The organism is Neptunitalea lumnitzerae (assembly GCF_027924185.1).
Lineage (GTDB): Bacteria > Bacteroidota > Bacteroidia > Flavobacteriales > Flavobacteriaceae > Neptunitalea > Neptunitalea lumnitzerae.
On sequence record NZ_BRVO01000001.1, the window covers coordinates 1,351,067 to 1,374,885 of the forward strand.

The 23,819-nt window shown below is 35.2% G+C and carries 23 protein-coding genes; 15 read left to right on the forward strand and 8 right to left on the reverse strand.

Going from position 1 to position 23,819, the window contains the following annotated elements; genetic code table 11:
* The first annotated feature begins 3 nt into the window (after nucleotides 1-3).
* From obgE to Y10_RS05920, 3 genes are read left to right on the forward strand one after another with little or no spacing between them, the layout of a single operon-like run.
* On the forward strand, nucleotides 4-1,026 hold the full coding sequence (gene obgE / locus Y10_RS05910; RefSeq protein WP_281764440.1) for a GTPase ObgE: 1,023 nt from the start codon (nucleotides 4-6) through the stop codon (nucleotides 1,024-1,026).
* Entirely contained in the window at nucleotides 984-2,009 is a 1,026-nt protein-coding gene (locus tag Y10_RS05915) for a tetratricopeptide repeat protein (RefSeq protein ID WP_281764441.1), read from the forward strand. Before obgE ends, Y10_RS05915 begins: the two co-directional genes overlap by 43 nt.
* A gap of 4 nt (nucleotides 2,010-2,013) precedes the next feature.
* On the forward strand, nucleotides 2,014-3,366 hold the full coding sequence (locus tag Y10_RS05920; protein WP_281764442.1) for a UDP-N-acetylmuramate--L-alanine ligase: 1,353 nt from the start codon (nucleotides 2,014-2,016) through the stop codon (nucleotides 3,364-3,366).
* Here the strand turns inward: Y10_RS05920 and Y10_RS05925 are convergent, their stop codons facing one another.
* Nucleotides 3,367-3,819: a DUF1569 domain-containing protein gene (locus Y10_RS05925; protein WP_281764443.1), complete on the reverse strand. Its 453-nt coding sequence runs from the start codon at nucleotides 3,817-3,819 to the stop codon at nucleotides 3,367-3,369.
* A gap of 50 nt (nucleotides 3,820-3,869) precedes the next feature.
* Between Y10_RS05925 and radC the strand changes: the two genes are divergently transcribed.
* Genes radC through Y10_RS05945 form a run of 4 tightly spaced genes read left to right on the forward strand, consistent with a single transcriptional unit; the run spans nucleotide 3,870 to nucleotide 7,331 of the window.
* The gene (gene radC / locus Y10_RS05930; protein ID WP_281764444.1) at nucleotides 3,870-4,568 is read left to right on the forward strand and encodes a RadC family protein; all 699 of its coding nucleotides are present in this window, start codon (nucleotides 3,870-3,872) and stop codon (nucleotides 4,566-4,568) included.
* Nucleotides 4,569-4,619: 51 nt separating this feature from the next.
* On the forward strand, nucleotides 4,620-5,873 hold the full coding sequence (locus tag Y10_RS05935) for a polysaccharide deacetylase family protein (RefSeq protein WP_281764445.1): 1,254 nt from the start codon (nucleotides 4,620-4,622) through the stop codon (nucleotides 5,871-5,873).
* Complete coding sequence (locus tag Y10_RS05940) at nucleotides 5,858-6,547, forward strand: YjjG family noncanonical pyrimidine nucleotidase (RefSeq protein WP_281764446.1); 690 nt, start codon at nucleotides 5,858-5,860, stop codon at nucleotides 6,545-6,547. The genes Y10_RS05935 and Y10_RS05940 overlap by 16 nt, the downstream gene beginning before the upstream one ends.
* A 4-nt stretch (nucleotides 6,548-6,551) precedes the next feature.
* The gene (locus tag Y10_RS05945; RefSeq protein ID WP_281764447.1) at nucleotides 6,552-7,331 is read left to right on the forward strand and encodes a hypothetical protein; all 780 of its coding nucleotides are present in this window, start codon (nucleotides 6,552-6,554) and stop codon (nucleotides 7,329-7,331) included.
* A 9-nt stretch (nucleotides 7,332-7,340) separates the two neighbouring features.
* Here the strand turns inward: Y10_RS05945 and Y10_RS05950 are convergent, their stop codons facing one another.
* Nucleotides 7,341-8,618, reverse strand: coding sequence for a replication-associated recombination protein A (locus Y10_RS05950; RefSeq protein ID WP_281764448.1), 1,278 nt, complete (start codon nucleotides 8,616-8,618; stop codon nucleotides 7,341-7,343).
* A gap of 75 nt (nucleotides 8,619-8,693) precedes the next feature.
* On the opposite strand from Y10_RS05950, the gene Y10_RS05955 reads away from it, so the two are divergent.
* The gene (locus Y10_RS05955; RefSeq protein WP_281764449.1) at nucleotides 8,694-9,473 is read left to right on the forward strand and encodes a rhomboid family intramembrane serine protease; all 780 of its coding nucleotides are present in this window, start codon (nucleotides 8,694-8,696) and stop codon (nucleotides 9,471-9,473) included.
* Between the two features lie 3 nt (nucleotides 9,474-9,476).
* Here Y10_RS05955 and rlmB read toward each other — a convergent pair whose 3' ends face one another.
* From rlmB to Y10_RS05985, 6 genes are all read right to left on the reverse strand, one after another.
* A complete protein-coding gene (gene rlmB / locus Y10_RS05960; protein WP_281764450.1) occupies nucleotides 9,477-10,211 on the reverse strand; it encodes a 23S rRNA (guanosine(2251)-2'-O)-methyltransferase RlmB in 735 nt (244 codons plus the stop codon).
* A gap of 71 nt (nucleotides 10,212-10,282) precedes the next feature.
* Entirely contained in the window at nucleotides 10,283-11,266 is a 984-nt protein-coding gene (locus Y10_RS05965) for a hypothetical protein (protein ID WP_281764451.1), read from the reverse strand.
* 25 nt (nucleotides 11,267-11,291) lie between these two features.
* The gene (locus Y10_RS05970) at nucleotides 11,292-12,152 is read right to left on the reverse strand and encodes a hypothetical protein (protein WP_281764452.1); all 861 of its coding nucleotides are present in this window, start codon (nucleotides 12,150-12,152) and stop codon (nucleotides 11,292-11,294) included.
* A gap of 20 nt (nucleotides 12,153-12,172) precedes the next feature.
* Nucleotides 12,173-13,657 (reverse strand): SusD/RagB family nutrient-binding outer membrane lipoprotein, encoded by a 1,485-nt coding sequence (locus Y10_RS05975; RefSeq protein WP_281764453.1) that lies wholly within the window; start codon nucleotides 13,655-13,657, stop codon nucleotides 12,173-12,175.
* A 12-nt stretch (nucleotides 13,658-13,669) separates the two neighbouring features.
* The gene (locus Y10_RS05980) at nucleotides 13,670-16,795 is read right to left on the reverse strand and encodes a SusC/RagA family TonB-linked outer membrane protein (protein ID WP_281764454.1); all 3,126 of its coding nucleotides are present in this window, start codon (nucleotides 16,793-16,795) and stop codon (nucleotides 13,670-13,672) included.
* Nucleotides 16,796-16,911: 116 nt separating this feature from the next.
* On the reverse strand, nucleotides 16,912-18,582 hold the full coding sequence (locus Y10_RS05985) for a BamA/TamA family outer membrane protein (protein ID WP_281764455.1): 1,671 nt from the start codon (nucleotides 18,580-18,582) through the stop codon (nucleotides 16,912-16,914).
* A gap of 211 nt (nucleotides 18,583-18,793) precedes the next feature.
* Between Y10_RS05985 and rpsL the strand changes: the two genes are divergently transcribed.
* The 7 genes from rpsL (at nucleotide 18,794) to rplW (ending at nucleotide 23,814) form a co-directional block, all read left to right on the forward strand.
* Nucleotides 18,794-19,174 (forward strand): 30S ribosomal protein S12, encoded by a 381-nt coding sequence (gene rpsL / locus Y10_RS05990; RefSeq protein ID WP_281755156.1) that lies wholly within the window; start codon nucleotides 18,794-18,796, stop codon nucleotides 19,172-19,174.
* 22 nt (nucleotides 19,175-19,196) lie between these two features.
* Complete coding sequence (gene rpsG / locus Y10_RS05995; RefSeq protein ID WP_281764456.1) at nucleotides 19,197-19,673, forward strand: 30S ribosomal protein S7; 477 nt, start codon at nucleotides 19,197-19,199, stop codon at nucleotides 19,671-19,673.
* 12 nt (nucleotides 19,674-19,685) lie between these two features.
* Nucleotides 19,686-21,815 (forward strand): elongation factor G, encoded by a 2,130-nt coding sequence (gene fusA, locus Y10_RS06000; protein ID WP_281764457.1) that lies wholly within the window; start codon nucleotides 19,686-19,688, stop codon nucleotides 21,813-21,815.
* Between the two features lie 10 nt (nucleotides 21,816-21,825).
* The gene (rpsJ, locus tag Y10_RS06005) at nucleotides 21,826-22,131 is read left to right on the forward strand and encodes a 30S ribosomal protein S10 (RefSeq protein ID WP_007094989.1); all 306 of its coding nucleotides are present in this window, start codon (nucleotides 21,826-21,828) and stop codon (nucleotides 22,129-22,131) included.
* A 137-nt stretch (nucleotides 22,132-22,268) separates the two neighbouring features.
* A complete protein-coding gene (rplC, locus tag Y10_RS06010) occupies nucleotides 22,269-22,886 on the forward strand; it encodes a 50S ribosomal protein L3 (protein WP_281764458.1) in 618 nt (205 codons plus the stop codon).
* Nucleotides 22,886-23,515, forward strand: coding sequence for a 50S ribosomal protein L4 (gene rplD, locus Y10_RS06015; protein ID WP_281764459.1), 630 nt, complete (start codon nucleotides 22,886-22,888; stop codon nucleotides 23,513-23,515). The genes rplC and rplD overlap by 1 nt, the downstream gene beginning before the upstream one ends.
* A gap of 8 nt (nucleotides 23,516-23,523) precedes the next feature.
* Nucleotides 23,524-23,814, forward strand: a complete 291-nt coding sequence (gene rplW / locus Y10_RS06020; protein WP_281764460.1) for a 50S ribosomal protein L23 — start codon at nucleotides 23,524-23,526, stop codon at nucleotides 23,812-23,814.
* Nucleotides 23,815-23,819 lie beyond the last annotated feature (5 nt).

Consider the following 23,819-nt stretch of genomic DNA (forward strand, 5'->3'; position numbering starts at 1 on the left):
TGAATGACTGAAGGGAATTTTACTGATTATGTAAAAATTTTTGCTGAATCCGGTAATGGAGGAAAGGGATCTGTGCATCTACATAGAGAGAAGTATATAGATAAAGGAGGTCCTGATGGCGGTGATGGAGGACGAGGCGGCCACGTAATTGTGCGTGGTAATGAAAACCTTTGGACACTTATACATTTTAAATATCAAAAGCATTTTAAAGGTGGCCATGGTGAGCATGGAGGTAGTAGTAGAAGTACCGGAGCCGATGGTAAAGATACTTATTTAGATGTGCCGCTAGGTACCGTAATAAGAGACTTTGAAACCAAAGAAATACTTTTTGAAATTACCGAAAACGGAGAAGAAAAACTACTTCTAGAAGGAGGTAAAGGAGGATTAGGGAACTGGCATTTTAGAAGTTCTACCAATCAAACTCCACGATACGCCCAACCTGGAATACCGGGTAAGGACGGAGCCTTTTTGCTAGAATTAAAATTATTAGCAGATGTAGGATTAGTAGGTTTTCCTAATGCTGGGAAATCTACACTCCTTTCTGTAATAACATCTGCAAAACCTAAAATTGCAGATTATCCTTTTACTACTTTAAAGCCTAATTTAGGAATTGTTCAGTACAGAGATTTTCAATCGTTTGTAATTGCAGATATTCCTGGTATTATTGAGGGTGCAGCAGAAGGTAAAGGTTTAGGTCATTACTTTTTAAGACATATTGAACGAAATTCAACATTGTTGTTTCTTGTACCTGCAGATGCTAATGATATTGCTGAAGAGTATAATATTTTACTGAAGGAGTTGAGAGAGTATAACCCTGAATTGTTAGATAAAGAGCGTTTGGTGGTTATTTCTAAATCAGATCTTTTAGATGATGAGTTAAAAACGGAATTGAAGGCTGAATTAGATGAAACCTTAGAAGGTATTCCTTATATGTTTATTTCATCGGTGGCTCAGCAAAATATTCTAGAGTTAAAAGATAGGTTGTGGAAAATGCTCAATCCAACAACCGATTCAACACCATCATAATTTTAGTAAAGGAAGTAACAGTACGTATGTATCGATTATCAATTATCTTTTTTTTGTTTTTCTCGATACAATGTTTTTCTCAAAACAATCTTGATAAAGGAAGGTTGTTGCTTGAGCAAAAGGAGTATGTACAAGCAGAAACGTTTTTTTTAAACTACCTAGATGAGTATCCTGACAATTTAGAAGTTAGAGAATGCTTAGGAGATTTATATGGGTACCAAGAGCGTTGGGATAAAGCTATTGAATACTATAGGTATTTAGTAGAGCAGAAACCTAAGGTAGCTAACTACCATTATAAATATGGTGGGGTGCTTGGTATGAAGGCTTTACAAAATAAGCTAGCTGCTATTGGTTTGATAGATGATATTGAAGACCATTTTGTGAGCGCTGCTAAATTAGACAAAACTCACATTGATGCACGCTGGGCACTCGTGAAGTTTTATGTTGAATTACCGGGTATTTTAGGAGGTACAAAAGCCAAGGCTCATGCATATGCAGATGAGTTGTTGGCGCTATCTGCTGTAGATGGTTATTTGGCAAAAGGCTTCATCTATAAATCTTCTAAAGATTATAAAGATGCAGAGGAGAACTTACGGTCTGCGGTTAAAATAGGCGGGTCTGTAACTTGTTATAAAGAGTTAGTAGCTCTGTATCTTGAAGAAGAAAAATATCAAAGTGCATTGGCTTTACTCCAAGAGGCCTATGAGAAACATTCTTATAACAACTTTTTGTACGAAATAGGAAAAATTTCCGCAGAGCAAGAACTTCAAATTAGTGATGGCGAGCTTTGTTTAGAAAAGTATATAAAAAATTATCATTACAGTGATAGTTACCCATTAGAATGGGCTTATTTGAGGTTAGCTCAGTTAGCCAGATACAAGAATAAAAAAGATACAGCGTTAAGCTATATAGATAAATCGTTAGCTATACGAGCAGATTTTAGCTTAGCGAAAAAAGAACGAATAAAGATTTTAAAATTATAATACCATGCGCATTCATTTTATAGCAATAGGAGGTGCTGCTATGCATAACTTAGCTTTAGCACTTCATAATAAAGGATACCAAGTAACCGGAAGTGATGATGCAATTTTTGATCCGTCTAAATCAAGGTTAGCCGCAAAAGGATTATTACCAGAAACATTTGGGTGGTTTCCTGAAAAAATTACTACAGATTTAGATGCTATAATTTTAGGAATGCATGCAAAGCCAGACAACCCTGAATTGTTAAAGGCGCAGGAGCTAGGAGTTAAAATATATTCTTATCCTGAATTTTTGTACGAACAAAGTAAAGATAAAACAAGAGTTGTTATTGGTGGTAGCCATGGTAAAACAACTATTACCTCAATGATTTTACATGTGTTAAATTATCATGATATTGAGGTAGACTATATGGTGGGGGCTCAATTAGAAGGGTTTGATACTATGGTGCACCTAACAGGAGAGAATGACTTTATAGTACTAGAAGGAGATGAGTATTTAAGCTCTCCTATAGATAGACGACCAAAATTTCATTTATACCAACCTAATATTGCTTTGTTAAGTGGTATTGCTTGGGACCATATTAATGTGTTTCCTACTTATGAAAACTATGTAGAGCAGTTTAGCATTTTTGTAGATAGTATTGTTAATGGAGGTATTATAGTGTATAATGAGGAAGATGCTGAGGTTAAAAAAGTAGTTGAGGCTTCTGAAAACCCCATTAGAAAAAATCCTTATCAAACACCTGTGTACGAGGTTGCAGATGGCGAAACTCTTATAGATACGCCTGATGGGCTGTTACCAATAGAAATATTTGGTAAACACAATTTAAGTAATTTAAGTGGGGCTAAATGGGTTTGCCAACACATGGGGGTAGATGAAGAAGATTTTTATGAAGCTATTGCTAGTTTTAAAGGAGCTAGTAAGCGTATGGAAAAAATTGCTTCTAATGCTACCAGTGTTGCTTTTAAAGATTTTGCACACTCTCCTAGCAAAGTAAAAGCTACTACCAAAGCAGTTAAAGAGCAGTTTCCTACTAAAAAGTTAGTAGCTTGTTTAGAGTTGCATACCTATAGTAGTTTAAATGCTGAGTTTTTAAAGGAATACAAGGGTAGTTTAGCGTTGGCAGATGAGGCTGTTGTGTTTTATTCACCAGAAGCGGTTAAGATAAAAAGATTAGAAGAAGTTACATCATCTGATATTGAGCAGGCCTTTGTTAAAGAAGGGTTGACAATATTTACCAACCCTGATGCTTTTAAAGATTATTTATTTTCGAAAAAATTAGACCATACCGCTTTGCTTTTAATGAGTAGTGGTAACTATGGAGGATTAGATTTTAACGAAGTAAAAGAATTATTCTAATTAGTTATTGAACTGTGTGAAATGATGATCTAGATGTTTATAGGTCATCATTCCATATTGTTCTTTGGTAAACTTACCAAAGTATGGGTGTACCGGAAAACTCTCATTACTATCTTTTCTAGAGTGAATTTCTTCAATTAAAGTTTTTAGTTTTTCTTTTTCCACTAAAAATTCATCGGTGTTTGTCATGGTGAATTCTTTCGCTGTAGGAAGTCCTTTCTTCCAAGGCTTGTCGTTATATAAAGAGCTATTCATGCTTTTTAAGAGTAGTCCCATTAAAAAGTTAGGTTTTTTTAAGGTGGTTTTGCCTAAAGTAAGTTCTATAGGTTTTTGGCAATGCGCTAGCATTTGCGTTACATTCATTTTTCCCCAAATAGCTTTTTGGTCGGGTGATATTTTATCCAGTCGTTCTTTAATTTCTGAATAGGTTTCGTTTTCAAAAATTGATTTCATTTTACGGTTTTTAGCAATTGATGAAATGTACAAATTTTTATTTTTAAAAAGTGAAAGAAAAAACCGAAACATTCTCTATAAAAAACTGGTCTTTAGATGATAGACCAAGGGAGAAACTACTACAAAAGGGGAAAGATATACTGTCTGATGCTGAGCTAATTGCTATTTTAATAGGTAGTGGTAGCAGAAATGAGAGTGCTGTAGATTTATCTAAGCGCTTGTTGCACTCGGTAGATTTTTCCTTGAACGAACTAGGGAAGCTAACCGTGCAAGAGTTAACCAAATTTAAAGGGATTGGAGAGGCTAAAGCTATTACTATTATTGCGGCAGCAGAATTGGGTAGACGCAGAAAATCTGAAGAAGTGCGCGAAAAAGTTAAAATTACGAGCAGTAAATTAGCGTATCATGTGTTTCAGCCTATCATAGGAGAATTGCCACATGAGGAGTTTTGGGTGGCGTACCTAAACAATTCTAATAAAGTAATAGCTACTACACAATTAAGTAAGGGCGGCATAACTGGTACTTTGGTAGATGTAAGGTTGGTTTTTAAGCAAGCCTTAACTTGCGGGGCAACATCAATAATATTAGCACATAACCATCCGTCGGGTACCTTGCAACCAAGTGAAATGGATAAAAAATTAACTACTAAAATTTGTACTGCAGGAAATAGTTTAGATATTAAAGTTCTAGACCACCTTATTGTAACTGAAAAAACGTATTTTAGCTTTGCAGATGAGGGATTATTGTAGTTTATGTTTTTAGTATATACACACAAAATAACACCTAGGTTTACTTATATAATGAAGCATGTGTTTACGCATATGCTTGGTGTAGAAGTTAAGTTTACTACCAAAGTAGAGGATTTTATTGCCCACTCCGGACCAAAAATCACATACTGTAAGCAAGCATTACAAAACGAGTTTCATATTAAAAGTAATGATCTACTGTTTCAACAGGGGTTTGATGATGTTGAGGTTTCCGTGCAGCAGTGGGATGAGGTTGCATGCTTTTTTCCTACCAATGATAAAAGTGCAGTACCTTATGATATTTTTGCGGCTTCATTTTACTTATTAAGTCGTTATGAAGAGTATGTGCCTCATGTAAAAGATATGCATGGAAGGTATCCTGCAAAGGAAAGTTTAGCTTTTAAAAATAATTTCTTAGAAGTACCTGTAGTTGATATTTGGGTGCAACGTTTAAAGCAGGCCATTTTAAGAAGATTCCCAGAGGCTGTATTTCCTAAAAAAGAATTTTCTACCTTATCTATTATTGATGTGCCTTGCGCTTATACTTTTAAAAAGAAGGGTGTGGTACGCAGTATTGGTGGTAGTATTACCGACTTGTTTAATTTAAAGTTTGGTAGGGTGTTAGAGCGTTATAAGGTGCTTTTTAATATTACCCCAGACCCTAGCGATAATTTTGAAAAACTACTTTGGTTTAAGAAGAAGTATAATTTAGATACGCTATTTTTCTTTTTAGTGGGAGATTATGGAAGCTTTGATAAGAATATTTCTATCAATAATAAATCGTTTAGAGAGCTTATTAAATCGGTTGCAGATTATTCTGTGGTGTCTTTAATGGCTTCTTATGATTCTTTCGGAAATGTTGATGTGTTGCGTGAAGAGCGTAAACGCCTTATAGAAATAATTAATAGACCTATTAAAAGAGTACGGCTACGTTTGGCTAGATTGGAATTACCTGAAACCTATAAAGGTTTGGTAGACGCTGATTTTACAGAAGACTATACAATGGGCTATGTAAGGCAAGTAGGTTTTAGGGCAGGCACCTGTACGCCATTTAAGTTTTATGATTTAAGCCTAGAGATGCAAACTATTTTAAAGGTGCATCCAATTTGTATACATGATGATGCGTTAAGAGATTACGGAAAGGATAAGGCAGAAGCTGTTTTTTACAAATTATATGAAGCAGTGAAAGCAGTTAGGGGAGAGTTTATTGCTGTTTTTTCTAATGAGAGTATGGGGAATTATGGAAATGAAAGAGGGTTTAGAAAATTTTATTTTAAAGTGTTTAAGAAAATATGTACCGAGAAATAGTTACAGATGTTTTTTTTGATTTGGACCATACGTTATGGGATTTTGAAAAGAACTCTGCATTGACATATACCAAAATTTTTGACTTACATGATTTAACAATAGATGTAGATGCGTTTTTATCGTATTACATTCCTATTAATCATGATTGTTGGAAATTGTACCGTGAAGATAAAATTAGTAAAGAGAATTTACGGTATGTTAGACTTCAGGCTACGTTTGAGAAATTAGGAATGTCGGTTTCTGATGAGTTGATTAATTTGTTGGCAGATGAGTATATAAAGTACTTGTCTACTTTTAGTAATTTGTTTGATGGCACATTAGATATTTTAAATTATTTAAAGCCTAAGTATAAATTACATATTATAACCAATGGTTTTCAGGAAGTGCAAAATTTTAAGTTGAAGAATTCTATGATAGACCATTTCTTTGAATGTGTGGTAGATTCTGAGATGGTGGGTGTTAAAAAACCAAATCCGCTAATATTTGAGTATTCTTTAACCAAGGCTAAAGCAATACCCGAGAAATCAATAATGATTGGAGATAGCTATGAGGCGGATATTTTAGGTGCTCAAAAATTAGGAATGCATACTATTCATTTTAATAGCAACAATGAGCCTGAAGATGAACAGGGAATTACTATTTATAAACTGGAAGAAATTAAAAAATACCTATAATACAATGATAAAAAAAATAATGCTTTTGTTAGTTGCTGTACTTTCTAGTACATTGCTTTACAGCCAGAAAAGTGTAAATAATTATGCGTACGTAATTGTGCCAACTAAATTTGAGTTTTTAAAAACGGCTGATGAATATCAATTGAATAGTCTTTCAAAATTTTTGTTTGAAAAATATGGGTTTACAGTGTATATGGATAATGAGGTGCCAGAAGAGTTGTTACAGAACCCATGTAATGGGTTAAAAGCTGATGTGATTGATCATTCAGGTTTGTTTACTAGTAAATTAGTGGTAACACTAACAGACTGTATGGGAACTATAGTTTTTGAAAGTAAAGAAGGAAAAAGTAAAGACAAAAAATACAAAGTAGCATATAACGAGGCGGTACGTGAGGCTTTTGAAGATGTTGAAGCGTTGTCTTACGTTTATGATGGTAGTGCTGCAGAGGTAGCAACAGTACCGGTTGTTGAAACTGCGCCAGAAGTAAAAACTACCGCAGTTGTAGCTGTGGTACCTGAGGAGAAAACGGCACCCAATAAAGAGTTAGTAAATTCTGAAGCGAATAGTTGGATAGCTAAAACAAAGGATGGTCTTAATTATACTGTGTACAATAATGGCAATACTATAGTAATGGAATTGTTGTATACTGCTATTCCCGATGTGTACCTTATAAAAGGAAAGGATGCTTTACTATATAAAAATGATAAAGGCATCTGGTTAATTTCTGAAAATGATGGTGCTCAAATGAAAACTACCGGAGTAATGTATCTTACTTTTCAGTAAAGAAATACATTAGTAGTTATACTTGTCTTTCCATCTGTTTTTAAGAAACTCTCTAATTGACTTTTCTCGCTGATTAGTGCCAGGTTCATATAATGTAGAGCCAGATATTTCTTTAGGTAAGAAATCTTGCTCTACAAAGTTGTTAGGGTAATCATGAGCATATTTATACTCTTCTCCATAGCCTAATTGCTTCATAAGCTTTGTAGGGGCGTTTCTTAGGTGAAGGGGTACCGATAAATCTCCCAGTTGTTTTACTAGCTGTTGAGCATTTGCAATGGCTTTATAAGAAGTATTGCTTTTGGGTGATGTAGCTAAGTATACAGCACACTGACTTAAAATAATTCTACTTTCTGGGTATCCTATGGTGGTGACTGCCTGGAAAGTGTTATTTGCCATAATAAGAGCAGTTGGGTTGGCATTCCCAATATCTTCACTTGCAGAAATAATCATTCTACGGGCAATAAATTTAACATCTTCGCCACCTTCAATCATTCTTGCTAGCCAGTATACTGCACCGTTAGGGTCACTCCCTCTAATAGACTTTATAAAGGCAGATATAATGTCGTAATGTTGTTCGCCAGTTTTGTCGTAACGAACGGTGTTCTGTTGTACTTTAGAAAGTACCATATCGTTGGTTACCTCTATAGTATCACTAACTTCTGAATTGATTACCAATTCAAAAATATTTAAAAGTTTTCTACCATCACCCCCAGAAAGTCTAAGTAAAGAGTCGGTTTCTTTAAGTGTGATGTTCTTTTTTAATAGTACTTCGTCTGTGTCTATAGCTCTTTGTAGCATTTGTATTAGAGCATCCTTATCAAAAGCTTCTAATACATATACTTGGCATCTCGATATTAATGCAGGTATTACTTCAAAACTTGGATTTTCAGTAGTAGCTCCAATAAGGGTTACCCATCCTTTTTCTACAGCTGCTAGTAATGAGTCTTGCTGAGATTTACTAAACCTGTGTATCTCATCTATAAAAAGTATAGGGTTTTTGGCAGTAAACAATCCACCGCTTTGTTTGGCTTTGTCAATAACTTCTCTCACTTCTTTAACACCACTGTTAATAGCGCTTAGGGTGTAGAAGGGGCGTTTGCTTTCGTTAGCAATAATATTAGCTAATGTTGTTTTACCCGTGCCTGGTGGGCCCCATAAAATAAGTGAGGGTATTAGTCCCTTTTTTATTTGGTTGGTTAAGGTTCCGGTTGGGCCTACCAAATGTTGTTGGCTTATATATTCATCTAAAGATTTCGGACGTATGCGTTCTGCCAAAGGTTCATTCATACCACAAAAATACTTAATTTATATGACAATGTTTCTTAATTTGTGGTTTGGCTATTTTTTTGAGTTACGGTTTGTATGAAAGTAAAAAAGGATATCGTTTATAATTTTTATAATGGAGTAGTGTTATATCCGTTTTACTTGGTGATACTCATGTGGGTGGCCTTTTATGTGGATGTAGAACTAGGGCTAGATGCTTATAAGTATGGTGTTTTTCCGCGTGAAGCTAAAGGCTTGCTGGGGGTATTTTTAAGCCCATTTATACACGGGTCATTGGCGCATTTATATAGTAACACTTTACCTATCTTTTTTCTGGGTGCGGCGTTGTTTTATTTCTATCGTAAAATAAGCTGGAAGGTCTTGTTGCTTGGGTATGTTTTTACGGGTTTGGTTACTTGGGTAATCGGTAGGCCAAGCTATCATATAGGTATGAGTGGTGTAATCTACTTTTTAAGTAGTTTTATTTTTTTCAAGGGTATTATAGCCAAACACTATAGGTTAATAGCAGTGTCTCTAATTGTTGTTTTTGTTTATGGTGGTACTATTTGGTATGTGTTACCTGTTAAAGAAGAATTATCATGGGAAGGTCATTTAGCAGGTTTTCTTGTTGGTTTTGTAGTGGCACTGTTGGTAAAGGTGCCTAAGAGTAATGTGGTAAGTTACCAGTGGGAACAAACAGATTATATACCTGAACAAGATCCGTTCATGCGTCATTTTGATGCACAAGGGAATTTTGTCTCTGAAAGCGAACAGTTACGTAGGCTAGAAGAGGAGTTACAGCAAACACAATGGCAAAATATAGAGTATACCTATATCTACAAGGAGCATAAAAGTAACGAGAATGATGAGATGGAGTAATGCTTAAAAGCGTTGTCTCACCACCTCATATAAGAAAGCTCCACAAGCTACCGATACATTTAAAGAACCAATAGTACCATACATTGGTAATTTTGCTTTTTTATCTACTGCTTTTAAAATGGAAGGTGAAATACCTGTGCCTTCCGATCCCATTATAATAGCAGATGGTAGTGTAAAATCTACATCGTATATGGTGTCTTCTGTTTTTTCTGTAGCAGCTACCACTTGTATACCACTTCCTTGTAAATAGTAAAGGGCATCTTTTAAGTGGTCTACCTTGCAAATTGGTACGTTAAAGATGGCTCCGGCAGAAGTTTTTACCGTATCTGCAGTAATTGGTGCGCTCCCTTGTTTTTGTACAATAATACCATGTACACCAGTGCATTCTGCAGTTCTAATAATAGCCCCGAAGTTTCTAACATCAGAAAGTTGGTCTAGTAGTAAGAAGTTGGGTGTTTCTTCTTTTTCTATAACTTCTTGTACTAGAGCTTCAAAATCATGAAAAGCGATTGGCGAAATATTGGCAATAACCCCTTGGTGGTTTTTTTTAGAAAGTCGGTTTAACTTTTCTATAGGCACATAAGCAGTACTTATTTGGTGTTCTTTTAAAAGGCTGTTTAGTTCTTTAAACAAATCGCCTTGTAGCCCTTTTTGAATAAATACTTTGTCTACTGTTTCACCTGCGTTAATAGCTTCTATAATAGCACGTATGCCAAATATTTGATAATCATTTTTCATAGTTGCAAAAGTAAATAAAAAAAGGTTGCCAATTTGGCAACCTTTTTAATTTATATCAAAATAAGAATTTCTTATTTTTTAGAAAGCGCAGCTTTACGTTTAGCGTGTCCTTCTAAGAAGTTAGCAACTTTTGCATTAAAAACAACGTCACCAGTCATACCATCAGTAAGTGTATAGTTAGAACCACTAATAGTTAAAAGGTATACGTATTGATAACCAGAGTTGCCTTCCACATAACCACCATCTGTACTGTTCCAAACATCTGATAAATCAAGCGTAGTTTGAGTTTGGTTTACTTTAGTAACAGTTAACATTGCTGGGAAGTCCATAGGAGAAGCAAAAGTAGCATCATTAGTACTCCATAAAGAAGGTACTAAATAGTAAGTACCATCAGCTAATTCACCTTCAGTAATATATAAACCTTCAGGACAGCTAGAGTAAGAATAATCTATTATGTTAAATGAAGCATCATATAACTCTAAGTCAAAATCGATATCGCATAAGTCTTGTGTATCACCATCTGCATCTGTGTAAGTACCATCCCAAGAAAATTCAATATCAAGATCGTTCACAATATAGTCTTCTACGTTAATGGTGTAAGTAATAGTTTCACCTTCTACTGTACCCATTCTTGTGTAATATGAAGACATTACCATGTCAAAAGATTCACTTCCTTCAGGAACTACATCTAAAATAGCTTCTACTGGTACAGAAAATGTATCAGAGTAAGCTGGTATTTCTACAACATATCCCTCAGGTCCACCTGTGTGATAATCTTCGATGAACTCACCTTCACCAATCACAAAATCAGAAGTGAAATCGAAATCATCGGTAGCAGGTTTAAAAAGAACAAAGATAGAGCTAGCTATAGATTGGCTAACAGCTAATTCAATGGTAGCTTCAGAACCCTCGGTTATAGTTAATGTTGTTTCTCCAGTATTACTTACAACCGGCTTTTCGTTTAAAGAGAAATCGTGCTCATCATTACATGAAAACGTACTCACAGCTACTAAACCAGCGATAAGAAATTTAGAAAATATATTCAGTTTTTTCATAATCGTTTTAAACATTAAAGTTAAATTAATCTGCATATTCAAAAGTTAAATAGCTATAGTATGGTCCAGCTGATGCGCTTACAGCCATAAAGATAATAAATGTATCTTCATCTATTACGGCACCTTGTTGCGCTGTTAAATTATCATCAGTAGTAGTAACACCATATACTTCATTTGAATAGTAATCAAATAAGTTTTGTGTTGGTACTGTTAAGTCACCACAAACATCAGTAAACTCGAATCCCCATGTAGAGAATGATGGTTGATAATTTGCGCCTGGCATAAATGGTGGTGTTTCTGTAGTCATAAATGTGTTAACATCTACCATAGTAACATCATCATAATAAGATTGACCTACATATTGTGAGCTAGAGCTACCAAATGTAATTAAGTATTCTCCCTCTTGAATAGTTGAAATACAACCAACAAAAGTAATAGTTAAAGAAGAGTAAGCAGCAGCTACTACTGTATCTTCAGTATTAGTAGAAATATTAATTACTAATTCAGTTGGCATTTCTGAGTTAAATGCACCTGTGTGAATGTCTACAGGAAGTAAAACATAATCAGAACCAGCCTCTAAAACTACTTGGTTTGCAGCAAAGCTATATTCTACACCACTTTGAGCAGAAGAAGTTGGGTCTACACTAAGATCAAGCGTAATATCTTGGTCAAATGTTCCACCATCTTTACTACCTTTTAAAGATATTGGATAGTAATAGGTAACAACACCTTCGTCAGCAAAATAACTTAATGTAGAAGTAGCTTCATCAAACCCTACAATATAATCCATATTTTGAGTATACGGATCAACTTCGTCGTCTAGCAAACAGCTTGTCATACTTGCTGCTGCTAATAATCCTACTAAATAAAATTTTAATTTCTTCATTTTATATTGCTTTTTTGAGTTTAATTATCCCAGAAGATAAATGTGTTGAAAATGTCACTAGCACTTTGGCTTGGTACATTAGCAGAGTTTCCAGAATATTCACTGTTAGGGTATAACATTCTGTTTGGTCTTGCTGGTTGCTGAGCGATAGTAGATAATGGTACATCAGGGTAACCAGTTCTTGTATACTCAATCCATGATTCTAAACCGTGTAATCCGTTAAGAGCAATCCACTTTTGTGTCATGATTGCTTCCATTTTATCAGTGGTACCGTCCCATCCAATCTTGTTAACACCATTAGAAGCTGCAATGTAACTAGTTGCAGAAGCGTTAGTTAAACCAAGTTGTAAAAATGATGCTGTAATACCCGCTTGAAATAATGCTTGTGCATCTCCACTTATGTATCCTTTGTAAGCAGCTTCAGCTTGTAAAAAGTAGCTTTCAGCAGCTGTCATAAGGTATCCGTCTTGGGAAGGAGAAATAACTCTACCTGGTCCAATATTAGAAAGTGTATTTCCACTAGGAACATCATTATCTCCTTGAACAACACCTGTGTAAGTACCGTCTTCTAAAGTATAAAGAGCAGCAATTCTAGGGTCAGAAATACCAGTTGCAATACCATCTTCAGTAGAAGCTCCTTTTAAGAATTCTACTGCATAGTTAGCACCTACGTATAAAGTATAACCGTCAATAGCTCCACCCGCATCATAAAACAAATCATATAGTGGGTTAAGTTGGCTTGCTACATCAGCATACCCAGGGTTTACAGTTACGTCTGAAGAAATAAAAGATGCACCGTCAATACTTGCAAATTCACTGTTTGAATTTCCAGTAGATTCTTGTCTAACAAGAAGTCTTAACTTCATTGTGTTAGCAAATTCTAACCAACTATTAATATCTCCACCATAAACAGGGTCTGAAGATGCTTCTATATCAAGTGCTGAAGCAGGAGCATTTTCAAAAGTCTCAATAGCAGCAGTAACTTGCGCAATTAAATCTACATAGATAGCAGCATCATCATCGTAAGCAGGAGTTAAGTTATCCCCTAATTGATGTGCTTCAGAATAAGGTACATCTCCGTAAAGGTCAACAATATACTGGAAATAGTAAGCTCTCATTACTTTAGCAACAGCGCTATAGTAAGCGTATTGCTCATCCTCGTTGTTAGCCATAGCGGTAAGTGTAGCTGTATCTAAATAAAGATATCTCCAAATACCTGTATACATAGATGTTGTAAAGCTTAATGCAAATTCATCTTGAAATGCACCAGTATAGTTGGTAACATCACCAGCCCAAGTTTGCATCATTATATTACCTAACCTGTTAGCCGTTTGTGACATTACAATATGTGGTTCTGTAATAGCAGCTGATAGCTGTAATGGAGGAGTTCCTGTTTCTTGAGTTATATTATTAGGATCTGTGTTAACGTCCAAATAATTTTCACAAGAATAAGTACTACCAAGTGCAATAGCTAGTACTGCAATATTTTTAAATATTCTTTTCATAATTCCTTTTAATTAAAATATAACGTTTAAACCTAATCCGAAAGATCTAGTAGAAGGGTAGTTACCTGTAACTGCTAAACCAACAGCATTACCAGAAGTATTAGCAGATTCAGGATCTGAATATCCTCTATTTTCTTTAGGTAACCAAGTATATAAGTTTCTTGCGTTAGCAGAAATTGTGATATCAGAAATAAATGTATTTTCTAATAATTTACTTGGCACAGAGTATTTTAAGCTAATCTCTCTTAATTTAACGGCAGAAGCGTCTAATACGTTATTCTCGTCTACACCACCAACATAAGTACTGTAATATTGAGAATATGCTGATGCTGAATTACCTGCAGTAATGTTTGTATTAGGTACATAGTTACCAGAACCATCTTGGTAAACAGAGTTAGGAACAACAAATGATCCTCTGTTGTATGCACTTTCTACTAAGTGACCAGACCATGAAAGAGCATATTTAGTTTGGCTCCAGAAAACGTGTCCGGTTCTATAGTCCATTGTTGCAGATAAAGTGAAGTTTTTCCAAGATACAGTAGAATTTAAACCGTAAATATATTTTGGAGTAGTTCTACCAAAGTTTTTATTTCCAGATGCAATAATTGGGTTACCAGTAGTAGCATCAACAACTATGTGACCTTCTGGATCTCTTTCGTAAGCAGTACCTTGAAGTACTGGGAATTCTTCTCCTACCACAGCATAAATACCAGGTGCACTTGAAGATGAAATTAATACCTCGTTAGACTGATCTGTTACAGAAACAACATTTGTTTTGTTTGTAGAGAAAGATAAGTTTAATGCCCAATCTACTTGATCAGGAGATGAAGATTGGAATGGATTTAATCCTAAATCAATTTCAAAACCATTTACTTCAGTTTCTGCTAAGTTAACTGTTGCGTTAGATAAACCAGAAGCATATGAAGGTGTAATGTCAGTAATTAAGTCTGTAGTAGATGTGTAGAAATAAGCAGCATCTAAAGTTACTTTATCATGGAATAAACCTGCATTTAAACCAACTTCATAAGAGTCTGTAAACTCAGGAGTTAATAATGGGTCTGTTTGAGATTGGCTTAAAATGTAAGAGTTAGAATTGAATGGGTAACCAGTACCTTGAGATAAAGTAGCATTAATTTCATAAGGATTAATACTTGCGTTACCAACTTGTACGTAACTAGCAAAAACTTTTAAGAAATTAATAGCATCACTATTTTGTAAACCTTCAATAGCTTTTGTTGGTACAAAAGATAAACCTACAGAAGGGTAGAAGAAACTATTGTTACTTTGATCTAACACAGAAGTCCAGTCGTTTCTAGCAGTAGCGTTTAAGAAAAGGAAATCTTTATAACCTAAATCAAGGTTAGCATAAACAGCATATGAACGGCTGAAGAATTGATTATCAAATGTACCCATACCGCGTTCAGCGTCTGAACCATAAGTTACTCCATTTTCAAGGTTGCTAGTAGTGTAAATTCCAGGTACAGTTAAGTTTTGACCTCCAACTCTTGTTTGGAATCCAGTAGAGTATTGGTTATTTGCACCAATGTTAGCTTTCAAATTTAAATCATCTGTTAATTGATAATCAAAGTTTACAAGAAAATCTGTATAAAAATATCTTGTGTTGTAGCTATCTCTATAAAAACCAGAGTTTTGTGTTCTTTGGTTTCCTGTAATATCTACTACTGATTGAGGGTCAGCATAACCGTTTTGGTAATATAAAATATCTCTGCTGGCTAAACGTGCATTAGAACGAAGAATTACATCAATATGATCGTTAAATTCATATCCTATCTCACCAATAAAGTTAGAATACTCATCACGTCTTTCGTATCTATTATTATCTCTTAACCAATAAGGGTTAAAATAGTATCCGTTCCAGTGACCTTCGTTACCAGAGTTTTCAAATGCTTGAACAGGAATGTTAGAAGCAGTTTGTAATAAATCTGCGTATAGCGTAGAACGTGCGTAATCTGTACCTTTAGAAGTGTACGTAGCGTTTGCAGATAATTTCCATTTCCCTAAAGTTTTACCAGCTTTAAAGTTGAAAGTGTTTTGTTTTAAGTTGTCATTTTCTATAACAAACTCTCTTTGCTGATTTTGGAATGATAAGTTCGCATATCCTTCAGAATCACCGTAAGCAAGTTCTGCTTGATTTTGAGTAGTGATACCTGTTTGAAAGAATTCTTTAATGTTGTCATAACCTAAAGAAGAATAAGGTCTTGTGATGTAAGAACCATCTGCTTGTGGTAAACCAATAGTTGCCATTTGTCCGTCGAATTCAGGACCCCATCCACCATTTTCATACGTGTAGTTAGCCCATCCGTCTCCAGAAGACCATCCTTGTCCGTAACGAGTTTGTCTTTCAGGAAGGAAAGCAACTTGTTGGAAATCGATGTTAGAACGAACACTAATCGTCAATTTTCCTTCACCGCCATTAGATCCTTTTTTAGTTTCAACAACGATAACACCGTTAGAACCTGCTGAACCGTATAACGCAGCACCATTAGCACCTTTAATAACGTTTACGCTTGCAATACTGTTAGGGTCAATAGACTTTAAGAAGTTTAAGCTAGAGATAACCCCATCAATAACAACTAAAGCCTCGTTGTTTCCAGAAATAGAACGACCACCACGTAATACAACTCTAGTAGTTTCATTAACTCCAGAAGAAGTAGTAGTAATATTCAAACCAGAAACTTTACCAGTTAATGCTACAACAGCATCTGGTTGTCCCGCCTGAGTTAATTTTTCTGCTTTAACTACTTCTTGAGCAGCGGTAAGCTCTTCTTGCTTTCTTTTAATACCTAAAGCACCAGTAACAACAACTTCTCCTAGTTGTTCTGCATCCATTTGCATTGTTACATCAACTGTAGATGAACTACCTACTGGAGCTTCAAAAGATTTAAAACCGATGTAAGAGAAAACTAAAACATCACCTTCGGTAGCGGTGATAGAGTAATTTCCATCAAAATCAGTTTGTGTACCAGTACTTTTACCTTTCACCTGAACGGTCGTTCCAGGAAGCGGAAGACCATCTGGGTCAACAACAGTACCAGTGATTGTTTTTTCTTGTGCAAAACCAAGCTGCACAATTAACACTAATAATAGTGTTAAGAATCCACTAAACTTTGTTCTCATTTTTTAAAATTATTTGAATTAGCTGACGTCAAAAATCTTAAATAGTTGTTAATTATCCAATTTTTTGTTCAGAAAATTTAAATAATTAAACTTTTGTGAATTAGTTGTCGATAATTTTAAAAGAATGTAGAATAACTTAGATGTATTTTAGAATTGTTTAATTTTTCCGCAGTTTCATTTGTTAATCCAACGGCGTAATTTAGTTTAAATATGCTTGATTTATTGATAATTCCTATTCCAACTCCTAAGCTAAACAGGTTGTTTTTTAAAGAGTTGTTGGTGTCTTCGTAGTAGCAAAAGTCTGTTATGGAGTGTAGGTATAATTTTTTTGTGAGCATGTTTCTAAACTCTATATTGGTTATCGTGTAAAAATTACCTGAAAGTGAGTTTTCTTCAAAACCTCTAATGGAATTTATACCCCCAAATAAATATTGTTCATTTATTAAGTAATTGTTAGAAAATAAGCTTCGTGTAGTGTTTTTGGTGTATATTTTTGAGTTTTGTGTTATGTTAAATTGATAAAAACCTTCAAATTCTATTGTTGTTTGTGGTGTTTGGTTGTTGTCTAGTGTTCTTGTTCCGGTGGCAATTGTGGTGTTAAAGCCTTTTGTTTGTAAAAAAGGATGTTGGTTTTGATTATCTGTGAAGTTGTAGGTGATTCCGTATAGAGTAGTGGTGTAGTCTTCTATGTTGTTAATTTCTGCAGATCGTGTTCCGGTAGAAGTGTTATTTTGGTAAGTTAGTCCTAAGCTGTGTTTGCTGTTTATAGTGTATGAAGGTGATAGTTTTAAAAACGTGTTTGCGTAAGTAGAGTCTTGTCTAATGATTGAAAGGTTGGTGGTGATGGAAATAGGGGTGTTAAATAAGTATGGTGCTTTGCCTGTTAAATTAAATGTGCTTTGTTCTTCTCCGTTGTTTTTCCAGTAGATGTTTATTTCTTCTCCGTAGTTCAGGTTGTTGTTTAATTGGAGGTTGACGGTTCCGTTAAATTTTAATTTGTTGGTTTCTTCATCGGTGTTAAATCCAATATAGCCATCAAAGTAATTGCTGTTTGTTTTGGTTAAATATAGGTAAAGGGTAGTAGAGTCTTTTGAAAATAATACTTCGGGTGGTTTTTGTAATGATGTAAAACTAAGGTTGTTTAAAAGGTTTGCTTTTTCTTCTAGTTGTTGTTTGCTAAACGGTATTCCTGTTTTTAGTTTGGCGTAATGCTTTAGAAAGTTTTTAGGGAAATTGGTGTATTCTCTAATGGTTATAGAATCGAGTGTTCTTTTTTGTGCTTCCGTAAGTTTTAGGGTAGCGGAGAGTGTTCTGTTTTTAATATGTAGGTTGGTTAAGGATATTTGACTAAACGGACTGTTTAGTTGGTCTAAGGTTTTGGTAAGGTTGTTAAGTGTGCTGGTGAGTTCTTTAGGTTTTATATGTATTGTTTTTGGATGGTTTTTTAAACTAGGTATGTTGTTGGTTATAACAATGGAGTCAACTTTTTTTCTAGGGTTAATATAATAGGTGTAATTTTTATCATGTTGATGGAAAGAGTCAACGGTGTGGTTAAAAAAACCTTCATGGGTTAGGTTGGTTTTGAAGGTTTCTATTTCGTTGTGTACAGATTTTAAGTTAGCGTGTTCTAAATTGTAGGGTATTTTTAAGTTGTGGGTTTTAATTTCAGAGCTGTCTGTTAGTTGAATGGTTAGATGTAGGTTTTGACTATTGGCTTCTGTAAATGTTAAAATGCAAACAAAAAACAGTAGTATTGTGCAAAATATTTGATTGTTAAATGATTGCATTTTATAATTTTAGGTATAACGTAATTTTGGGTGTAAAGGTATGTGTTTTGAATTTGTATTTTGATTTGTTGGTTGTTTCAGTAATATTAAGAAATAATAAGGTTGTGAAAATTAATCAATTATGATTTGAATTATTGAAATATTTTTTTACCTTTGCCACCCTCTAAAAAGAGAGATTAGTAAAAATTAAATGTTTATTGTAAAGTAAATTATGCCAACAATTTCACAATTAGTACGAAAAGGAAGAGTCAGCATTACTAAGAAGAGTAAATCGGCTGCTTTGGATTCGTGCCCTCAAAGAAGAGGTGTTTGTACGCGTGTTTACACCACAACTCCTAAAAAACCGAACTCAGCGATGCGTAAAGTAGCGCGTGTTCGTTTAACTAACGGAAACGAGGTGAATGCTTACATCCCAGGTGAGGGTCACAACTTACAAGAGCACTCGATAGTATTAGTAAGAGGCGGAAGGGTAAAAGATTTACCAGGTGTTAGGTATCACATTGTTCGTGGTGCTTTAGATACAGCTGGTGTTCAAGGTAGAACGCAACGTAGATCAAAATACGGAGCAAAACGCCCAAAGGATAAAAAGTAATCATAACTTTTAATTAGAAGAAATGAGAAAAAGACAGGCGAAAAAAAGACCACTTTTACCAGATCCTAAGTTTAACGACCAGTTAGTTACACGTTTTGTGAATAACTTAATGTGGGACGGTAAGAAGTCGGTTGCTTTTAAAGTGTTCTATGATGCAATCGAGATTGTAGATCAGAAGAAAAACGACGACGAAAAAACTGCTTTAGAAATTTGGAAAGATGCGTTATCAAATGTGATGCCTCACGTTGAAGTGAGAAGTCGTAGAGTTGGTGGTGCTACATTTCAGATTCCTATGCAAATTAGACCAGATAGAAAAATTTCAATGGCCATGAAATGGTTAATCGGTTATGCGCGTAAGCGTAACGAGAAATCAATGGCTCAGAGATTAGCTTCAGAGATTTTAGCGGCTGCAAAAGAAGAAGGTGCTGCTGTTAAGAAAAGAGTTGATACGCATAAGATGGCTGAAGCTAACAAAGCATTCTCGCACTTTAGATTTTAATAAAATAAAACAATGGGAAGAGATTTAAAATACACTAGAAACATCGGGATTGCAGCGCATATTGATGCTGGAAAAACAACAACTACAGAGCGTATCCTGTTTTATGCCGGTGTAAGTCATAAAATTGGTGAAGTTCACGATGGTGCTGCTACTATGGACTGGATGGAGCAAGAGCAAGAGCGTGGTATTACCATTACTTCTGCTGCTACTACCTGTGAATGGCAGTTTCCAAGAGAGAACGGTGTTCCAACTGAGGATGCTAAAGGATATCAGTTTAATATTATTGATACTCCTGGTCACGTTGACTTTACTGTAGAGGTGAACCGTTCATTAAGAGTTCTTGATGGATTAGTTTTCTTATTTAGTGCTGTTGATGGGGTTGAGCCTCAGTCTGAAACTAACTGGAGATTAGCAGATAACTATAAGGTGCCTCGTATGGGGTTTGTTAACAAGATGGACCGTCAAGGGGCTAACTTCTTAAACGTGTGTAAGCAGGTTAAAGAGATGTTAGGTTCTAACGCTGTGCCAATTGTTTTACCTATTGGTGATGAAGCTGATTTTAAAGGTGTGGTTGATTTAGTTAAAAACCGCGCAATTGTATGGCACGATGATAACTTCGGTTCTACTTTTGATGTAGTAGATATCCCTGCTGAAATGGCAGACGAGGTTTCTGAATATAGAGCTTTCTTAATTGAAGCAGTTGCTGAATATGATGAAACTTTAATGGAGAAATTCTTCGAAGATGAGAACTCTATTACTGAAGATGAAATTCATGCTGCTTTAAGAGCTGCTGTTATGGATATGGCTATCATTCCTATGACTTGTGGTTCTTCATTCAAAAACAAAGGTGTTCAGTTCTTATTAGATGCTGTTTGTAGATACTTACCTTCTCCAATAGATAAGGATGATATCATTGGTGTGAATCCTGATACTGACGAGCAAGTAAGTCGTAAGCCATCTGTAGATGAGCCTTTTGCTGCATTAGCATTTAAAATTGCTACTGACCCATTCGTAGGTCGTTTAGCATTCTTCCGTGCTTATTCAGGGCATTTAGATGCTGGTTCTTATGTGTTAAACAACCGTTCTGGTAAAAAAGAGCGTATTTCACGTATTTACCAAATGCACTCTAACAAGCAGAATGCGATTGATTTTATTGAAGCTGGAGATATTGGAGCTGCTGTAGGTTTTAAAGATATTAAAACCGGTGACACTTTATCTGACGAGAAACATCCAATTGTTTTAGAAAGTATGGAATTCCCTGATCCTGTAATTGGTATCGCGGTTGAGCCTAAAACTAAGGCAGATGTTGATAAGTTAGGTATGGCACTAGCTAAGTTAGCTGAAGAAGATCCAACTTTCCAAGTTAAAACTGATGAGGCTTCAGGACAGACTATTATTTCTGGAATGGGTGAGCTTCACTTAGATATTATTGTTGACCGTTTAAGACGTGAGTTTAAGGTAGAGGTTAACCAAGGTCAGCCACAGGTTGAGTACAAAGAAGCTCTTACGGCTACTGCAGATCACAGAGAGGTTTATAAGAAACAATCTGGTGGACGTGGTAAGTTTGCTGATATTGTATTTACAATGGAGCCTGCTGAAGAAGGTGCTAAACCAGGTCTTGTGTTTGTAAACGAAGTAAAAGGTGGTAACGTGCCTAAGGAATATGTTCCAAACGTTGAAAAAGGATTTAAAGAGGCTATGAAAAATGGTCCTTTAGCTGGATTTGAAATGGACGCGATGAAAGTTACTTTAAAAGATGGATCTTTCCACCCTGTGGATTCTGATGGTCTTTCTTTCGAATTAGCTGCGAAAATGGGTTATAAAGCTGCTGCTAAATCTGCAAAAGCTGTTATTATGGAGCCTATCATGAAACTGGAAGTTATTACTCCAGAAGAAAACATGGGTGATATCGTAGGTGACCTTAACCGTCGTCGTGGACAGGTGAATAGTATGGATGATAGAAATGGTGCTAAGTCTATTAAAGCTTTAGTTCCTCTATCTGAAATGTTTGGTTATGTAACTTCCTTAAGAACATTATCTTCTGGTAGAGCAACTTCAACAATGGAATTTTCTCACTATGCTGAAACTCCTTCAAATATTTCTGAAGAAGTTATTAAGGCAGCTAAAGGTGTAGAAGCTTAAATTTTAAGAAATGAGTCAAAAAATAAGAATAAAGTTAAAGTCTTACGATCATAATTTAGTAGACAAGTCTGCTGAGAAGATTGTTAAAACGGTAAAAACTACCGGAGCAGTTGTAACAGGACCAATTCCGTTACCTACTCACAAAAAGATCTTTACAGTTTTACGTTCTCCACACGTAAATAAAAAATCTAGAGAGCAGTTTCAATTAAGCTCTTATAAAAGATTATTAGATATCTACAGTTCTTCTTCAAAAACGATTGATGCGTTAATGAAGTTAGAATTACCAAGTGGGGTTGAAGTAGAGATTAAGGTATAAGTACCTTCTAGAAGAAAGGAATTTCTTCTAAACATGTCCTGAGCTTAGTGCAAGGGAAAAACGGAAAAAAATACATTCAGGGTTAAATGTATTTGACCCTGAATTTTTTTAATAACAATGTTTAATTAATAATAACTATGTCTGGGTTAATTGGTAAAAAAATCGGAATGACCAGCATCTTTGATGAAAATGGAAAGAATATTCCATGTACAGTAATTCAAGCTGGTCCATGCGTAGTTACCCAAGTCAGAACCACTGAGGTTGACGGGTATGAGGCTCTTCAACTTGGTTTCGATGACAAAGAGGAAAAACGTGCTAACAAAGCTGAATTAGGTCACGCTAAAAAAGCTGGTGTTGCTCCTCAAAAGAAAGTTGTTGAATTCCAAGGTTTCGAAGAAGGTTTTAAATTAGGTGATGCTATCACTGTAGAGCATTTTGCTGAAGGAGAATTTGTTGATGTATCTGCTACCTCTAAAGGTAAAGGATTCCAAGGTGTTGTTAAAAGACACGGATTTGGTGGTGTAGGTCAAGCTACTCACGGTCAACATAACCGTTTAAGAGCTCCTGGTTCTGTGGGTGCGTCGTCGTATCCATCTCGTGTATTTAAAGGTATGCGTATGGCAGGTAGAACTGGCGGAAGTAAAGTGACAGTACAAAACTTAAGAGTATTAAAAGTGGTTGCGGACAAAAATCTTTTAGTTGTTAAAGGATGTGTGCCAGGTCACAAGAATGCTTATGTAATCATTGAGAAGTAATGGAAGTAGCAGTATTAAATAGTAATGGAAAAGAAACAGGTAGAAAGGTTGAACTTTCTAATGCTGTTTTTGGTATAGAGCCTAATAACCATGCTGTTTACTTAGATGTAAAACAGTATTTGGCAAACCAACGCCAAGGTACTCACAAAGCTAAAGAAAGAGCTGAGATTGCGGGTAGTACTCGTAAAATCAAGAAGCAAAAGGGTACTGGTACTGCAAGAGCAGGTAGTATTAAATCTCCTGTATTTGTTGGTGGTGGTAGAATTTTTGGTCCAAGACCAAAAGATTATACTCAAAAGCTTACAAAAGGATTAAAGAAAGTTGCAAGAAGATCAGCTTTATCTTTAAAGGCAAAAGAGCAAGCTATAGTAGTTTTAGAAGATTTAAGTTTTGAAACTCCAAGCACAAAAGATTTTGCTAATGTTTTGAAAGCTTTACAGTTAGATGGAAAAAAATCTTTAATTGTGTTGGGAGAGTCAAATAAAAACGTATATTTGTCGTCACGCAATTTAAAAGGGTCTGAAGTTATAACTACCTCAGAATTAAACACTTACAAGATTGTAAATGCAAATAATGTAGTGTTTGTAGAGGGAGCTTTAGAAGGAATTGAGTCGAATTTGAGTAAATAAGTAACGAAATGAGTGTGTTAATTAAACCAATTATTACGGAAAAAGTTACTGCTGATAGCGAGGTAAATAATCGTTATGGTTTCTACGTAGCTACAGGTGCTAACAAAGTAGAGATTAAAAAAGCAGTAGAGGCTACATACGGGGTTACTGTAGAAAAGGTTCGTACAATGAATTATGGCCCTGAAAGAAAAACTCGTTACACAAAAACCGGAATTCAGCACGGTAAAACCAATGCTGTAAAGAAGGCAATTGTACAAGTGGCAGAAGGTGATACTATCGATTTTTATAGTAATATATAAGTAAA

Excerpts from the sequence above, each read along its gene's own strand:
- obgE (WP_281764440.1), top strand. The coding sequence starts at position 4 with ATGACTGAAGGGAATTTTACTGATTATGTAAAAATTTTTGCTGAATCC.
- Y10_RS05920 (WP_281764442.1), top strand. The coding sequence starts at position 2,014 with ATGCGCATTCATTTTATAGCAATAGGAGGTGCTGCTATGCATAACTTA.
- Y10_RS05925 (WP_281764443.1), bottom strand. The coding sequence starts at position 3,819 with ATGAAATCAATTTTTGAAAACGAAACCTATTCAGAAATTAAAGAACGA.
- Y10_RS05935 (WP_281764445.1), top strand. The coding sequence starts at position 4,620 with ATGAAGCATGTGTTTACGCATATGCTTGGTGTAGAAGTTAAGTTTACT.
- Y10_RS05940 (WP_281764446.1), top strand. The coding sequence starts at position 5,858 with ATGTACCGAGAAATAGTTACAGATGTTTTTTTTGATTTGGACCATACG.
- Y10_RS05945 (WP_281764447.1), top strand. The coding sequence starts at position 6,552 with ATGATAAAAAAAATAATGCTTTTGTTAGTTGCTGTACTTTCTAGTACA.
- Y10_RS05950 (WP_281764448.1), bottom strand. The coding sequence starts at position 8,618 with ATGAATGAACCTTTGGCAGAACGCATACGTCCGAAATCTTTAGATGAA.
- Y10_RS05955 (WP_281764449.1), top strand. The coding sequence starts at position 8,694 with ATGAAAGTAAAAAAGGATATCGTTTATAATTTTTATAATGGAGTAGTG.
- rlmB (WP_281764450.1), bottom strand. The coding sequence starts at position 10,211 with ATGAAAAATGATTATCAAATATTTGGCATACGTGCTATTATAGAAGCT.
- Y10_RS05965 (WP_281764451.1), bottom strand. The coding sequence starts at position 11,266 with ATGAAAAAACTGAATATATTTTCTAAATTTCTTATCGCTGGTTTAGTA.
- Y10_RS05970 (WP_281764452.1), bottom strand. The coding sequence starts at position 12,152 with ATGAAGAAATTAAAATTTTATTTAGTAGGATTATTAGCAGCAGCAAGT.
- Y10_RS05975 (WP_281764453.1), bottom strand. The coding sequence starts at position 13,657 with ATGAAAAGAATATTTAAAAATATTGCAGTACTAGCTATTGCACTTGGT.
- Y10_RS05980 (WP_281764454.1), bottom strand. The coding sequence starts at position 16,795 with ATGAGAACAAAGTTTAGTGGATTCTTAACACTATTATTAGTGTTAATT.
- Y10_RS05985 (WP_281764455.1), bottom strand. The coding sequence starts at position 18,582 with ATGCAATCATTTAACAATCAAATATTTTGCACAATACTACTGTTTTTT.
- rpsL (WP_281755156.1), top strand. The coding sequence starts at position 18,794 with ATGCCAACAATTTCACAATTAGTACGAAAAGGAAGAGTCAGCATTACT.
- rpsG (WP_281764456.1), top strand. The coding sequence starts at position 19,197 with ATGAGAAAAAGACAGGCGAAAAAAAGACCACTTTTACCAGATCCTAAG.
- fusA (WP_281764457.1), top strand. The coding sequence starts at position 19,686 with ATGGGAAGAGATTTAAAATACACTAGAAACATCGGGATTGCAGCGCAT.
- rpsJ (WP_007094989.1), top strand. The coding sequence starts at position 21,826 with ATGAGTCAAAAAATAAGAATAAAGTTAAAGTCTTACGATCATAATTTA.
- rplC (WP_281764458.1), top strand. The coding sequence starts at position 22,269 with ATGTCTGGGTTAATTGGTAAAAAAATCGGAATGACCAGCATCTTTGAT.
- rplD (WP_281764459.1), top strand. The coding sequence starts at position 22,886 with ATGGAAGTAGCAGTATTAAATAGTAATGGAAAAGAAACAGGTAGAAAG.
- rplW (WP_281764460.1), top strand. The coding sequence starts at position 23,524 with ATGAGTGTGTTAATTAAACCAATTATTACGGAAAAAGTTACTGCTGAT.